At 58.9% G+C, this 13500-nt stretch carries 13 protein-coding genes; 5 read left to right on the plus strand and 8 right to left on the minus strand.

Annotated features, from left to right (window positions below):
- Positions 1-98: 98 nt before the first annotated feature.
- The 7 genes from cyoE to hmpA all read right to left on the minus strand — a co-directional run bounded on the left by cyoE (position 99) and on the right by hmpA (position 7508).
- On the minus strand, positions 99-986 hold the full coding sequence (gene cyoE, locus EKA13_RS08160; RefSeq protein ID WP_065758885.1) for a heme o synthase: 888 nt from the start codon (positions 984-986) through the stop codon (positions 99-101).
- 10 nt (positions 987-996) lie between these two features.
- Positions 997-1326 carry a cytochrome o ubiquinol oxidase subunit IV gene (gene cyoD, locus EKA13_RS08165; RefSeq protein ID WP_065758886.1) on the minus strand — a complete coding sequence of 110 codons (330 nt, stop codon included), beginning with the start codon at positions 1324-1326 and terminating at the stop codon, positions 997-999.
- Positions 1327-1950 (minus strand): cytochrome o ubiquinol oxidase subunit III, encoded by a 624-nt coding sequence (gene cyoC, locus EKA13_RS08170; protein ID WP_065758887.1) that lies wholly within the window; start codon positions 1948-1950, stop codon positions 1327-1329.
- A 3-nt stretch (positions 1951-1953) separates the two neighbouring features.
- Positions 1954-3975: a cytochrome o ubiquinol oxidase subunit I gene (gene cyoB, locus EKA13_RS08175; RefSeq protein ID WP_065758888.1), complete on the minus strand. Its 2022-nt coding sequence runs from the start codon at positions 3973-3975 to the stop codon at positions 1954-1956.
- Positions 3976-3978: 3 nt separating this feature from the next.
- On the minus strand, positions 3979-4926 hold the full coding sequence (gene cyoA, locus EKA13_RS08180) for a ubiquinol oxidase subunit II (RefSeq protein WP_065758889.1): 948 nt from the start codon (positions 4924-4926) through the stop codon (positions 3979-3981).
- A 560-nt stretch (positions 4927-5486) separates the two neighbouring features.
- A complete protein-coding gene (locus EKA13_RS08190; protein WP_065758890.1) occupies positions 5487-5993 on the minus strand; it encodes a disulfide bond formation protein B in 507 nt (168 codons plus the stop codon).
- A gap of 333 nt (positions 5994-6326) precedes the next feature.
- Complete coding sequence (hmpA, locus tag EKA13_RS08195) at positions 6327-7508, minus strand: NO-inducible flavohemoprotein (protein ID WP_065758891.1); 1182 nt, start codon at positions 7506-7508, stop codon at positions 6327-6329.
- 154 nt (positions 7509-7662) lie between these two features.
- Here hmpA and norR point away from each other — a divergent pair, with 154 nt between their 5' ends.
- From norR to EKA13_RS08215, 4 genes are all read left to right on the plus strand, one after another.
- On the plus strand, positions 7663-9216 hold the full coding sequence (gene norR, locus EKA13_RS08200) for a nitric oxide reductase transcriptional regulator NorR (RefSeq protein WP_065758892.1): 1554 nt from the start codon (positions 7663-7665) through the stop codon (positions 9214-9216).
- Between the two features lie 71 nt (positions 9217-9287).
- A complete protein-coding gene (locus tag EKA13_RS08205) occupies positions 9288-10187 on the plus strand; it encodes a chemotaxis protein (RefSeq protein ID WP_065758893.1) in 900 nt (299 codons plus the stop codon).
- Between the two features lie 78 nt (positions 10188-10265).
- Positions 10266-10583 carry a hypothetical protein gene (locus tag EKA13_RS08210; RefSeq protein WP_065758894.1) on the plus strand — a complete coding sequence of 106 codons (318 nt, stop codon included), beginning with the start codon at positions 10266-10268 and terminating at the stop codon, positions 10581-10583.
- Positions 10561-11349 (plus strand): YkgJ family cysteine cluster protein, encoded by a 789-nt coding sequence (locus tag EKA13_RS08215; protein ID WP_065758895.1) that lies wholly within the window; start codon positions 10561-10563, stop codon positions 11347-11349. Before EKA13_RS08210 ends, EKA13_RS08215 begins: the two co-directional genes overlap by 23 nt.
- Here EKA13_RS08215 and EKA13_RS08220 read toward each other — a convergent pair.
- On the minus strand, positions 11346-12917 hold the full coding sequence (locus EKA13_RS08220; RefSeq protein ID WP_065758896.1) for a methyl-accepting chemotaxis protein: 1572 nt from the start codon (positions 12915-12917) through the stop codon (positions 11346-11348). The genes EKA13_RS08215 and EKA13_RS08220 overlap by 4 nt on opposite strands.
- Positions 12918-13208: 291 nt before the next feature.
- On the opposite strand from EKA13_RS08220, the gene EKA13_RS08225 reads away from it, so the two are divergent.
- A complete protein-coding gene (locus EKA13_RS08225) occupies positions 13209-13433 on the plus strand; it encodes a hypothetical protein (RefSeq protein ID WP_065758897.1) in 225 nt (74 codons plus the stop codon).
- Positions 13434-13500 lie beyond the last annotated feature (67 nt).

Genomic DNA, 13500 nt, shown 5'->3' on the forward strand with positions numbered 1-13500 from the left:
GCAGCAGACTAAACGCAGCGAAAAAACGCAGGCATACGGAAACGCGCCCAAAAAAAACCCCGGCATTGAGCCGGGGCTTTTCATGAAGCAGGCGACTGTCAGTGCGCGTAAGTCAGCAACAACTCGGTCGGCACTTTGGTGTCCAGCGACATCATCACGCTCAGGGCGGTAATGGTGAAGATCGAGAACACGAACAGCTTGCGTGCCCAGAGGCGATCATCTACTGCCTTGTAGCCGGTCCAGGCCATGTACAACCAGTACATGCCCATGGCCGCTGCTACCGCCATGTAGCTCATGCCGGCGTAACCGCCGATGGTGAGCATCAGGGTGGCAAGCAAGAACGCGATGATGTACAGCAGGATGTGCTTCTTGGCGACCCCAATGCCGCGCTTTACCGGCAATACCGGAATCGACGCTGCGAGGTAGTCGTTGAAGCGGAAGATCGCAATCGCATAGGAATGCGGCATCTGCCACAGGCTGAACATCACCAGCAGGGTCAGCGCAGCCAGGTCGAAGCTGTTGCTCACGGCGCAGTAACCGATCACCGGAGGCATGGCACCGGACAGGCTGCCAACCAGGGTGCCGTGCACCGATTTACGCTTCAGGTACAGGCTGTAGAAGCCGACGTAGATGATGAAGCCGATCAGGGCAAACAGCGCCGCCAGCGGGTTGGCCTTGACGTACAGCAGGCCAAAGCCGGCCACCCCGAGCAGGGTGGCGTAGACCAGCGCCAGTTTCAGCGAGATCAGGCCCTGAACCATGGCGCGGTTCTTGGTACGTTCCATCTTCAGGTCGATGTCACGGTCGATGCAGTTGTTGAACACGCAACCGGACGCCACCACCAACGAAGTACCAATAACCGTCGCCAGGAACAGTGCGAAGTCGACATGCCCTTGCGCGGCAAGGAAGAAACCGCCTGCCACAGAAAGCACGTTACCGAAAATGATCCCCGGTTTGGTGATTTGGATAAAGTGCTTAAAGGACATGCCGTCTACCTCACTTCGCCATCATGCTGGTGTGGATGCTGAACATGATCCACAGGGACAGACCGACCAGCAGCACGATAACCAGCCCTGTGAACAGGAAGGCACTGACGTTCCAGCGCTGCTCACGCGAGCTGTCCAGATGCAGGAAGTAGAACAGATGGACTACTACCTGGATCACTGCGAAGGCCACCACGATCAGGATGGTCATGTCTTTTGGCAGGCTTGGGTACATCACCAGACCAAATGGAATGACCGTCAGGATGACCGACAGGATGAAACCGATCGCGTACGACTTGTAGCTGCCGTGGCTGGCGTCGTGACTATGGTGAGCGTTAGCCATTTACAGAACCCCCAGCAGGTAGACAACGGTGAACACGCAGATCCAGACCACGTCCAGGAAGTGCCAGAACAGGCTCAGGCAGCTCATGCGGGTCTTGTTGGTCGCGGTGATACCCTTCTTGTTGATCTGGTACATCATTACAGCCATCCAGATCAGGCCGCCGGTCACGTGCAGACCGTGAGTACCCACCAGTGCAAAGAAGCCCGACAGGAAGCCACTGCGCTGAGGACCGAAGCCCTCAGAGATCAGCAGGTGGAACTCGTTGACTTCCATCACGATGAAGCCAAGGCCCAACAGGAAGGTGATGGCCAACCAGGCCAGCACACCATTCTTGTTGCCCTTGTACATCGCCAGCATCGCGAAACCGAAGGTGATACTGGAGAACAGCAGCAGCGCTGTTTCACCCAGTACGTAGTTCAGTTCAAAGATGTCATGACCCGACGGGCCACCGGCGAAGTTATTCGACAGTACCCCGAAGGCCGCGAAGATCGACGCAAACAGGATGCAGTCGGTCATCAGGTAGAGCCAGAAACCGAATACGGTCATCGGGCCCGAGTCGTGGTGTTCTTCGTGCCCATGGTCGTGACCATGAGCAGCATCAGCATTCAATACATGACTGGACATTGATTAAACCCGTTCAAACGATTCGACACGTGCGCCATGCACTGGGGAGCCGGTTGCCAGGCCCAAGGCCTTCAAACGCTCACCCTCGATGCGGGCGACTTCCTCTGCAGGAACCATGTAGCCCTGGTCGTCACGTGCAGCGTGAGCAACGAAGACAGCAATGGTGCCAACCAGGCTGGCGACAACCAGCCACCAGATGTGCCAGATCATGGCGAAACCGAACACAGTGATCAGTGCACCCATCCACACGCCAGTGGCGGTGTTGTTCGGCATGTGGATCGCGCTGTACTTGGCAGGTGCCTTGTACGCAGAGCCATCACGCTTGGCTTCGGTGAATGCATCCAGGCCGGCATTAACTGGCAGGGTGGCGAAGTTGTAGAACGGTGGTGGCGACGAAGTCGACCATTCCAGGGTGTGGCCGTTCCACGGGTCACCGGTGACGTCCATGTTCTGCTTGCGATCACGGATCGAAACGTACAGCTGGATCAGCTGACAGGCGATACCGAACAGGATCAGCACCGCACCGACCACGGCAACGTACAGGTACGGTTCCCAGGCAGGGTTGGTCGAGCTGTTCAGACGACGGGTCATACCCATGAAGCCCAGCGCGTACAGTGGCATGAAGGCCACGTAGAAGCCGGAGATCCAGAACCAGAAGGCCGCTTTGCCCCACTTCTCGTTCAGGGTGAAACCGAAGGCTTTCGGGAACCAGAAGGCGAAACCGGCGATGTAGCCGAATACCGCGCCACCGATGATCACGTTGTGGAAGTGAGCAATCACGAACAGGCTGTTGTGCAGAACGAAGTCAGCACCTGGAACCGCCAGCAGAACGCCCGTCATACCACCGATGGAGAAGGTGATCATGAAGCCCAGGGTCCAGCATACTGGCGCGGTGAAGCGCAGACGGCCCTGGTAGATGGTAAACAGCCAGTTGAACAGTTTCACACCGGTCGGGATCGAAATCAGCATCGTCGCCAGACCGAAGAAGGTGTTGACGCTAGCGCCCGAACCCATGGTGAAGAAGTGGTGCAGCCAAACGCCGAAGCCCAGTACCGAGATCGCGCCGCTGGCGTAGATCATCGACTTGTGGCCGAACAGACGCTTGCCGGTGAAGGTCGAAATGACTTCCGAGAACACGCCGAACGCCGGCAGGATCAGGATGTACACCTCAGGGTGACCCCACGCCCAGAACAGGTTGACGTACATCATCGGGTTCCCACCAAGCTCGTTGGTGAAAATGTGGAAGTCCAGATAACGGTCAACAGTCAGCAGTGCGAGTGTAGCGGTCAGGATCGGGAACGATGCGACGATCAGGATGTTGGCCCAGGTGCAGGTCCAGGTGAAGATCGGCATGTCCATCAGCTTCATGCCAGGCGCGCGCATTTTCAGCACGGTGGCGAGGAAGTTGACGCCCGTTAGCGTTGTCCCCAATCCGGATATCTGTAGCGCCCAGATGTAGTAGTCCACACCGACGCCAGGGCTGTACTGAATCCCGGCCAGCGGCGGATAGGCAACCCAGCCGGTCTTGGCGAATTCACCAACGCCCAGGGAGATGTTGACCAGCGCAACGCCGGACACCAGCAGCCAGAAGCTCAGGGAGTTCAGGAACGGGAAGGCCACGTCACGCGCACCGATCTGCAGCGGCAGAACGATGTTCATCAAGCCGGTGAAGAATGGCATGGCCATGAAAATGATCATGATCACACCGTGAGCGGTGAAGATCTGGTCATAGTGTTCGGGCGGCAGGTAGCCCTCGCCGCCACCAGTGGCCATGGCCAACTGGGTACGCATCATGATGGCGTCGGCAAAGCCGCGCAGCAGCATGACCATCGCGACGATGATGTACATCACCCCGATTTTCTTGTGGTCGACCGAAGTCAGCCACTCAGTCCACAGGTAGGTCCACTTGCGGAAATAGGTGATAGCACCGATCAGCGCGATACCGCCGAGCGCGATCATGGCAATGGTCACCATGACTATCGGCTCGTGATACGGTATCGCATCCAGACTTAGTTTACCGAACATCTCTTACTCCTCTGCCCCAGCAGCTGAATGCATACTCGTGTCCACCTCTTGCACAGCGGCTACTTCCTTGCTGGCTTCCTTCTCGTGGTGCACAGGCTTGCCACGTTTCATGCCTTCGTACTTGTCGACGATGGTCTGGAAGAAGTCAGCCGGTGCAGCGCCGTACAGCGCAACCGGATTGTTTTCGCTTGGTTTGGCCAGAGCCTCGTACTCAGCTGCTTCCAGCTGCTTAGGCGACTGCTTGACTTCGTTTACCCAGGCGTCGAAATCAGCCTGAGAGGTGGCAATTGCCTTGAACTTCATACCGGTGAAACCCGCACCGCTGTAGTTGGCGGAGATACCGTCGAACTCACCCTTCTCGTTGGCGATCAGGTGCAGCTTGGTGGTCATACCGGCCATGGCGTAGATCTGACCGCCCAGGCCCGGGATGAAGAACGAGTTCATGACCGCATCGGAGGTCACGCGGAAGTTAACCGGGGTGTTGGCCGGGAAGACGATCTTGTTGACCGTTGCAATGCCTTGTTCCGGGTAGATGAACAGCCATTTCCAGTCCAGCGCGACCACGTCGATCTGTACCGGCTTGACCTCGGAGTCCAGAGGGCGATACGGATCCAGCGAGTGGGTGGTCTTGTAGGTGACATAGCCCAGCGCAATGATGATCAGTACCGGGATGGTCCAGACCGCCACTTCGATCTTGGTCGAGTGCGACCAGTCAGGCGTGTAGTTGGCCGCCTTGTTGGAAGCACGGTACTTCCAGGCGAATGCGATGGTCATCAGGATGACCGGAATCACCACCAACAGCATCAGGCCGGTAGCGATCAGGATAAGGTTCTTTTGCTCAATGCCGACCTGACCCTTAGGGTCGAGCAGGGTCCAATTGCACCCACTGAGAAAAAGCATGCCTAAAAAGGGCAGAATGCCAAACAGTCTGGGGTAACGCTTTTTACTCATTTCACGACCTCTAGAGCAGCTTGCTTCAATGCAATTTGTGTTTTGGTCGCCAACACTTCGTCCTGCCAAGCGTTAGCATTTACGGGATCGAATAGGGTCATGCATGGAGGAGCACTGTGGCGACTCAGCAAAACCTTATATAACGACGGTTATTATTTTGACTTCGTAGGCAACGGGCCTGTCTTCAGACCAAGTCCATTTGGTGCGGGAAATCACGGAGGGGGGTCAGCCCGGCATCGCCGCTGGCGATGCTCGACAGAGTCAGCGAAAAGAGCCTTAGCTCCTTTAATCCTGCGACTCGCAAGCGGTGCCGAACGGAAATTGGGGGCGATTGTAGATATGTAACTTGGCATTGACTATGACTTATTACGCAACAGTCCTTTACAGAAACTGCAACAATAAATCGTTCAAAATCAATTTTGCGACAGTTTGTCGCACCCCTGCCGGTACGCCTGAAAGGCCCGTACTACAAGGGCTGCGACTTGATCCAGATCAATGCTGCTGCGACATTCAAGGCGTACCGGATGTCGCAGCACGCTTGCCCGAGGCGTGACTTTTGTCTAAGGCTGGCGGCGGTTGCGATAGATGCCCAGCGGCACCAGAACAGCCGTCAGTGAAAAGGCCAGCAACGCCCATTGCGCCAGCGACAAACCCAGCACCGGCGGGTAGGGCGTGGAGCAAAAGCCATCGACCTGAAACACCAGCGGCAGAACCGAAGCCAGCGGCAACCCGTCGACGATCGGTTGCAGGGTGTCGATACCACAACTGACGGCCGGGTTGGCCAGAATATAGACATGGTTGCCCGCTGCGGCGATGCCGCCTATGGCGCTCAGTACTACCAGTATCTCGAAGACCGTCAGGCTGCGCTTACCGGGCATGGCCGCACCGATGAAGGCAAACAGGGCAATCAGCAGCAACGCGTAGCGCTGCAGGATACACAGCGGGCACGGTGCCTCACCGAGGACGATCTGCATATACAGTGCGCCTCCGATCAACGCCAGGCAGATTATCCCCAGCAGAACCAGAAAGCGCCGCTCTCGATTCAGGCGCTGTACGTGTTCATTCATTGCCGTTCCCTTTAATAGATAAATGACTCCGCTGGCGGCACACCGCCACACGAAAGTCTACACGCTGGCTCTGGCCTTTGAATGTGCAAAATTCGCGCCCCGCTCCGGCCATCGCGGCTCGGCCGATCGCCGACCGTTACCTCGGGGCAACGGACCGTATCGGAAAGGAGGCATGCGTGATAGACATCAGGCAGTGAAGGATAAGCTGATTAATGCAAGATTAACCTTTAAAGGTTTTTACACATCGAGCTTTTTCCGCTGCGGCGCAGCGTATCGAACCGCCAACAAGGCCGGCTCCAGGCAGGAGCCGACCTTGTTGGGGACTGTGGCGGGTTATTCCAGCGCTGCCGCCGGCCCGAAGAACTCATAACGGCTCTGCTGCTCCGGCACACCCAAGCCTTTCAGGTGACGCTTGACGGTCGCCATGAAGCCCTTGGGCCCGAGGAAGTAGGCATCCAGGTCACGCTCAGCCGGCAGCCACTGATCCAACTGGTCGAGGGTCAATAGCCCCACGGCATCGGCAGCCGGGCTGGCGCCATCGTCTTCGGCGTAGCAGTAGAAGCGCTTGAACTGCGGATGCGTCGCCGCCAGGTCATCGATCCAGCCACGGAAGGCATGCACTGCACCGTTACGGGCGCAGTGGATAAAGTGGATCAAGCGGCCCGTGGACAGCGCTGCCTCCACCATCGCCAGCGTCGGCGTGATGCCTACGCCACCACTGATCAGCACCAGCGGCTTGTCGCTGGCAGCCAAGGTGAACTCGCCCGACGGCGGGAACAGGTTCAGGGTATCGCCCACCTGCAGTTGCTCGTGCAGGTAGTTGGAGACTTTACCGCCCTCCTCACGCTTGACACTGATGCGGTATTGGCCGCCCTTGCTCAATGCCGACAGCGAGTAGTTGCGACGATGCTCTTCGCCGTCGATGAACAGCTGCAGGCCGATGTACTGACCAGGCTCTGCCGCCAGAATCGCACCGCCATCTTCAGGCGCGAAGTAGAAGGAAACGATCTCGCTGCTCTCCTCCACCCGCGCAGCCAGCTTGAACACCCGCGCACCACGCCAGCCACCGACGGCTTCGGCTTTCTGGTCATAAACCTGGGCTTCGGCGCCGATCAGGATGTCGGCCAGTTGTTGATAGGCCGCACCCCAGGCGGCAATGACTTCAGGGGTGGCAATTTCACTGCCCAACACTTCTTCAATGGCGCGCAGCAGGCAGCTACCGACGATCGGGTAGTGCTCTGGCAGGATCTGCAAGGCCACATGCTTATTGATAATCTGCCCGACCAGGCCACCCAGTTGCTCGAGCTGGTCGATGTGCCGCGCATACATCAGTACGCCATTGGCCAAAGCACGTGGCTGATCACCGCTGGCTTGGTGAGCCTGGTTGAACAGCGGACGCACCTCGGGGTACTCGCTGAGCATAAGCTTGTAGAAGTGCGTGGTCAGCGCTTCACCACCGCTTTCCAGCAGCGGCACGGTTGCTTTGATGATTGCACGGTCTTGGGCATTGAGCATGAGGGGACTCCTGAGCCTATGGCTTCTGTAAAAACTGCCATGAGTAATTCAGGAACCGTGCCAAGTTTAAAATCCAATAAAATCAATAACTTAAAAATATAGAGTCATTATGACCCCATCTGTTTTATAGTCATTTCGACCAACAGGAGTCATTATGACCGCAAAGCCCCTGCTCACCGCCCTGCTGCCACTGGTTAGCGACCTGTCCCGCGAGTTGCCGGAGCGCGAACGCTATCGACGCCTGCTGGAGGCCATGCGAACCCTGTTGCCATGCGACGCTGCGGCCTTGCTGAAACGTGAGGGCGAATGGCTCGTGCCATTGGCGGTCGACGGCTTGAGTACCGACACCCTGGGGCGGCGCTTCAAAATCAGCGAGCACCCGCGTTTTCAGGTGTTGCTAAGCCGTCACGAACCCACACGCTTTGCCAGCGACAGCGACCTGCCCGACCCTTATGACGGCCTGGTCGAAGGTCTGCACCAGCACCTTGAAGTACACGACTGCATGGGCTGTCCGCTGTTCGTTGATGAACAGCCTTGGGGGCTGATTACCCTGGACGCACTCGCCCCGGAACGCTTTCAGCAGATCGAGCTTGATGCCCTGCAAGCCTTCGCCAGCCTGGCCGCCGCAACGGTCAAGGTGGCCGAACGGATCGAGCGCCTGGCCCTGCGCATAGAGGACGAACACCAACGAGCCGAACTCTACCGCGAGGCCAGTGGTTTTCAGGAGCGGGAGTTGATCGGCCAGAGCAAGCCGCACAAACGTCTGCTTGAAGAGATCGCCTTGGTAGGCGGCAGCGACCTGACGGTGTTGATCACCGGCGAAACCGGGGTCGGCAAAGAGTTAGTGGCCCAGGCCATTCATGCAGCCTCGGCACGCGCCGACAAGCCGCTGGTGAGCCTGAACTGCGCCGCCCTGCCCGACACCCTGGTGGAAAGCGAACTGTTCGGCCATGTACGCGGGGCCTTTACCGGCGCGGTGGGTGAACGCCGCGGCAAGTTCGAGCTGGCCAACGGCGGTACGCTGTTTCTCGATGAGGCGGGCGAGCTATCCCTGCAGGTGCAAGCCAAATTGTTGCGCGTGCTGCAAAGCGGCCAGTTGCAACGGCTGGGTTCGGATCAGGATCATCGGGTGGATGTGCGCCTGATTGCCGCCACCAACCGCGACCTCTCCGAAGAGGTGCGCGCCGGTCGCTACCGCGCCGACTTCTATCATCGCCTGAGCGTCTACCCACTGCAGGTGCCGCCGCTGCGCGAGCGTGGGCGCGATGTGCTGCTGATCAGCGGCTACTTCCTTGAACAGAACCGCTCCCGCATGGGCCTGAACAGCCTGCGCCTAACCCCCGACGCCCAGGCCGCACTGCTGGCCTATAACTGGCCAGGCAATGTCCGCGAGCTGGAGCACTTGATTGGCCGCTCGGCACTCAAGGCCCTTGGACAACACCCGGAACGACCGAAAATTCTCAGCCTGAGCGCCAGCGACCTCGACTTGCCGGCACCCCACAGTGAGGCAGCATCGGTCAGCAACAATGCAAGCCCTGCCAGTGCGACGGTGGTCGGCGACCTGCGCCTGGCGCTGGACACCTACCAGCGCGACCTGATCAAAGCCAGCCTGGAACGCCATCAACACAACTGGGCGAGTGCCGCACGCGAGCTGGGCCTGGATCGGGCCAACCTCAATCGCCTGGCCAAGCGCCTCGGTCTACGCTGACGCATTAAAGCCAGCCGATGCCGGGCCGATAACCCGACATCTCACCCTGTTCTTAAACCTTGAAGGTGCCTATGGTCTCGCAAAAAGCCCGTGCGGACTCGCTGTCGCTGCTGTTGTTCACCCTGCGCAGCGGCAAGCTGATGGCCATCAACCTGCTCAAGGTCAGCGAGATTATCGCCTGCCCACCGCTGACCCGGTTGCCTGAGTCCCACCCGCATGTCAAAGGCGTCGCCACCTTGCGCGGCAACTCGCTGTCGGTGATCGACCTGTCCCGCGCCATCGGCGAGCGCCCCTTGCTCGACCCTGACGGGGGCTGCCTGATCGTTACCGATATCAGCCGTTCAAAACAGGGCCTGCACGTACAAGCCGTGAGCAAGATCGTTCACTGCCTGAGTACCGACATTCGCCCGCCACCCTTCGCCTCGGGCGGCAAGTCGTTCATTACCGGGGTAACCCAGGTCGACGGTACGCTGGTGCAAGTGCTGGACATCGAAAAAGTGATTCACGGCATTACCCCTGCGCCTCACGATCACACCCATATCGAGCTGGCTCCAGAAGACGCTGCGGTGCTTGGCGCTGCCAATATTCTGGTGGTCGACGACAGCCAGGTGGCCCTGCAGCAGTCGGTACACACCTTGCGCAACCTGGGTATCGAGTGCCACACCGCCCGCAGCGCCAAGGAAGCCATCGACAAACTGCTGGAGCTGCAAGGCACTGATCAGGAGATCAATGTGGTGGTCTCGGACATCGAGATGTCCGAAATGGATGGCTACGCCTTTACCCGCACCCTGCGCGAAACGCCGGACTTCCAGCACCTCTACGTGCTCCTGCACACCTCGCTGGACAGCGCCATGAACAGCGAGAAAGCCAAGGCCGCCGGAGCCAATGCCGTATTGACCAAGTTTTCCTCACCGGAGCTGACCGACTGCCTGATCCATGCTGCGCGTACGGTGGCCGACTTCGGCCAGTGAAGGCATTGTGCTCACTTGTCGGGCAGTCGGTCTGAGGCATAATCGCAAGCAACCGTCACTGCCCACGAGGCGCGCACCATGAGAAACGCCGTAATGACCCTGTGCCTGTTGGCCTTGCCTCTCACCCAGGCGAACGCCTCCAGCGATGCAGCCTGGGCCGACGCGCAACACCAGGCATTGGCCACCTGCGTAGCCGCCAGCCAACTCACCGCAGTCAAGCCGCTCAAGCAGAGTGCCTTGTTCGATGACAGCGTGGGTTACACGGCGATCCTCTTGCAGGGGCACTACAAGCCTGCGCACATGAAGAACAAGGCCGGTACCGAACTGTGCCTGTACCACCGTGAAACCCGTACTGCCCACGTGACCGAGTGGGATGCCGTCACACCCGTCCGCTAAGAAGAAGCCCACTACCGTGTCTCTTTCCACCCCGTTCAATTGCGTCGGCTGCGGCAAATGCTGTACCGATCATCATGTGCCCCTGACCCTGGCCGAAGCCGGGCGCTGGAGCGCATCCGGCGGCCAACTGATTGTCTTGCTCGAAGCGTTTTTCGAGCAGGGCCCAGGGCTGCCCGACGGCCAGCGCGAGCATGCCTTGCGCCGCAGTTTTCCGGTGGCGTGCGGCGCGAGCCAGATCCACCTGGCGGTGACCTTTGCGGCGTATAACGTCGGCCCCTGCCGCAACCTGGATGCGGATTACCGCTGCCGCATCTACACGGAACGGCCACTGGTGTGCCGCATCTACCCAATGGAAATAAACCCGCACATTCCGCTGCGCCCCGAGGCCAAGGACTGCCCACCCGAAGCCTGGCAGGATGGGCCGCTGTTGATTCACCGCGACCAGCTCCAGGACCCGGAACTGGCAGCACTGATCGAGCAATCGCGTCAGGCTGACCGCGAGGATATCCGCGCCAAAGTTGCGATCTGCCAACACCTTGGCATTGATGTCAGCGCAGTCAAGGGCAACGGTTTCACCGCCTACCTGCCCACCGTCGAGGCCATGGCGAGCGCGATCCGTGACGTCGAGGCCTCTGCCGATACCGGCAGCGCTTGGCGCCTGCACGTGACCGATCCGCTATTGGCCGAGCAATTGCAAACGCTGGGTGCGCAGGTCACCAGCGAACCGGCGACCTACTACAGCTTCATTCCACTTCAGGCCGGTTAACTGCGGCGGCGCCAGAATTCGTCAGCCAGTTGCCGCAAGCCCTCGGCCAGCTCGGCAACATTGCTGGAGTTCAGGTGGCCGCGCTGCCCGGCACTGACCGTGACTTCGCTGGCTTGGCGAATGCTGGTGATGTTGCGGTTGATGTCTTCACTGACACTGCTTTGCTCTTCGACCGCCGCCGCAATCTGCAGGCTCATTTCATTGATCTGAGTAACCCGCTGGCTGATGCCATCAAGCGCACTGGCAGCACGCTGTGCCTGCTCAACGCTATTACCGACATAGGTACTGCTCTGTTGCATCGCCAGCACGGCATTGCGCGCACCGCTTTGCAACACACCGATCATGCGTTGAATTTCCTGAGTCGATTGGGCAGTGCGCTTCGCCAAGCCGCGCACTTCGTCAGCCACCACGGCAAAGCCGCGCCCCTGGTCCCCTGCCCGAGCCGCTTCGATGGCGGCGTTCAAGGCCAGCAGGTTGGTCTGCTCGGCAATGCTGCGAATGACATCCAGCACACTGGAAATCTCACTGCTGTGGCTCTCCAGGTTGTGGATAACTTGCGTGGCAACCTCCAGCTCACGGGCCAACTGCAAAATCGCGTTCTGGCTCTGATCAACGAGCTGCTGCCCGCTCTGGGTTTCATCTTCAGCCTGGTCCGCCGCCTGTGAGGCCTGCTGAGCACTGCTGGCGACCTGAGCCACACTGGCCGCCATCTGGTGGATGGCAGTAGCCACCTGATCCGTTTCACTTTGCTGGCCCAGCGTACTGTTGTGACTGCTGTGCAGGTGGCTGGCCAGCTCAGCCGCTTCCACCGCCAAGCGCTTGGACGTGTCGCCAATGCGCCCAACCACAGCGCCCACCTGAGACTCCAGCATCAGCATGGCAAACTCGATTTGCCCGACGCCATCCCGGCGACCGGTATACAGCTGCTGGCTCAATGGATTGTCCGCAACTGCCTTGGCACGGCGTCGCAAGCGTTCAAAGGGCCGTAACAGGGGAAATACCACGGCAGCACTCAGTGCAAAGCTCAGCGCCAGGGTCAGTAGATCCGACAGTGGCAGCAGCCAGTGCGCGGCCATTGCCACGGCAAATGCCAGGCTCATGCCGCCCCATAACTGCCACTCCAGCCCCGGCACAGGCAGGCGCTGCAACCAGCTGGTGCGACCACTGCGCAACTGGGCATACAACCGCTCGGCAGCCTCGACGTGCGCTGCTGCCGGTTTGGTGCGTACCGATTGGTACTCAACCGTCTGCCCCTGGCTGGTGATCGGTGTCACAAATGCACTGACCCAGTAATGATCGCCATTCTTGCAACGATTCTTCACCAACCCCATCCACGAACGCCCGCGCTTGAGCGTCTGCCACATCTGCTCGAAGGCCAACGGTGGCATGTCCGGGTGGCGCACGAGGTTATGGTGCTGCCCTATAAGCTCTTCGCGACTAAAACCGCTGATGCTGACAAAGTCATCATTGGCGTAGGTAATCGCGCTGGTAAGGTCAGTGGTAGAGAGGATGTTGGCATCGCCGGGATAATCCATATTGCGGCCAGTCACAGGCAGATTGCTCTTCATTGTGGGCGCTCATTATTGTTGGCAGAAAATCGGCAGGGCGTTCGACTCTAAGGTGTTTTTTTTCTGAAACATTGACTTGGAGCAGGATATTGGCAAATGGCCATACTCGCGTTGTCAGCCGAAAGATGCTCACAGACTGATCAGTCACATCGCCCAGGACAGACACGCGTCTTCGCCATTTTTACCGAAAATGCAACAGTTCTTATCCGAATACTCTCTGTTTCATTCGAACATTTCCGACTAATTTATGTACACCTAACTAGCACTTGCTCTGCAAGAAGGTTTGTCGAAATGTCCAACAGTATGGGTATTGCCAGCGTTTTTGTTCTGTCTTCTTTGTTGTTGTCGCCGGTCGTAATGGCCGAAGAGTCGCAAGCGTTCGTGGCTCAGAATGCCGCCCGCGCCGCCGCACTCGACAACGCTCGCCACGCGATTGCAGAACAGGGTAAAGACCGCTTGGAAACCCAGAAAAACACAGCGTCCAAGGTTTCGGCGAGTGACCGTAGCGACAGCTGACAGGCGCCCAGCGCCCCCTTTGCTCTCCCCCCGAAAACCGCACCGGTGATGCATTCACCGGTGCGGT

Origin of the sequence: Pseudomonas defluvii (assembly GCF_001695625.1) — a bacterium.
Lineage (GTDB): Bacteria > Pseudomonadota > Gammaproteobacteria > Pseudomonadales > Pseudomonadaceae > Aquipseudomonas > Aquipseudomonas defluvii.

Coding starts and splice junctions, on each gene's coding strand:
- cyoE (WP_065758885.1), bottom strand. CDS start 986: ATGTCCTTTAAGCACTTTATCCAAATCACCAAACCGGGGATCATTTTC.
- cyoD (WP_065758886.1), bottom strand. CDS start 1,326: ATGGCTAACGCTCACCATAGTCACGACGCCAGCCACGGCAGCTACAAG.
- cyoC (WP_065758887.1), bottom strand. CDS start 1,950: ATGTCCAGTCATGTATTGAATGCTGATGCTGCTCATGGTCACGACCAT.
- cyoB (WP_065758888.1), bottom strand. CDS start 3,975: ATGTTCGGTAAACTAAGTCTGGATGCGATACCGTATCACGAGCCGATA.
- cyoA (WP_065758889.1), bottom strand. CDS start 4,926: ATGAGTAAAAAGCGTTACCCCAGACTGTTTGGCATTCTGCCCTTTTTA.
- EKA13_RS08190 (WP_065758890.1), bottom strand. CDS start 5,993: ATGAATGAACACGTACAGCGCCTGAATCGAGAGCGGCGCTTTCTGGTT.
- hmpA (WP_065758891.1), bottom strand. CDS start 7,508: ATGCTCAATGCCCAAGACCGTGCAATCATCAAAGCAACCGTGCCGCTG.
- norR (WP_065758892.1), top strand. CDS start 7,663: ATGACCGCAAAGCCCCTGCTCACCGCCCTGCTGCCACTGGTTAGCGAC.
- EKA13_RS08205 (WP_065758893.1), top strand. CDS start 9,288: ATGGTCTCGCAAAAAGCCCGTGCGGACTCGCTGTCGCTGCTGTTGTTC.
- EKA13_RS08210 (WP_065758894.1), top strand. CDS start 10,266: ATGAGAAACGCCGTAATGACCCTGTGCCTGTTGGCCTTGCCTCTCACC.
- EKA13_RS08215 (WP_065758895.1), top strand. CDS start 10,561: ATGCCGTCACACCCGTCCGCTAAGAAGAAGCCCACTACCGTGTCTCTT.
- EKA13_RS08220 (WP_065758896.1), bottom strand. CDS start 12,917: ATGAAGAGCAATCTGCCTGTGACTGGCCGCAATATGGATTATCCCGGC.
- EKA13_RS08225 (WP_065758897.1), top strand. CDS start 13,209: ATGTCCAACAGTATGGGTATTGCCAGCGTTTTTGTTCTGTCTTCTTTG.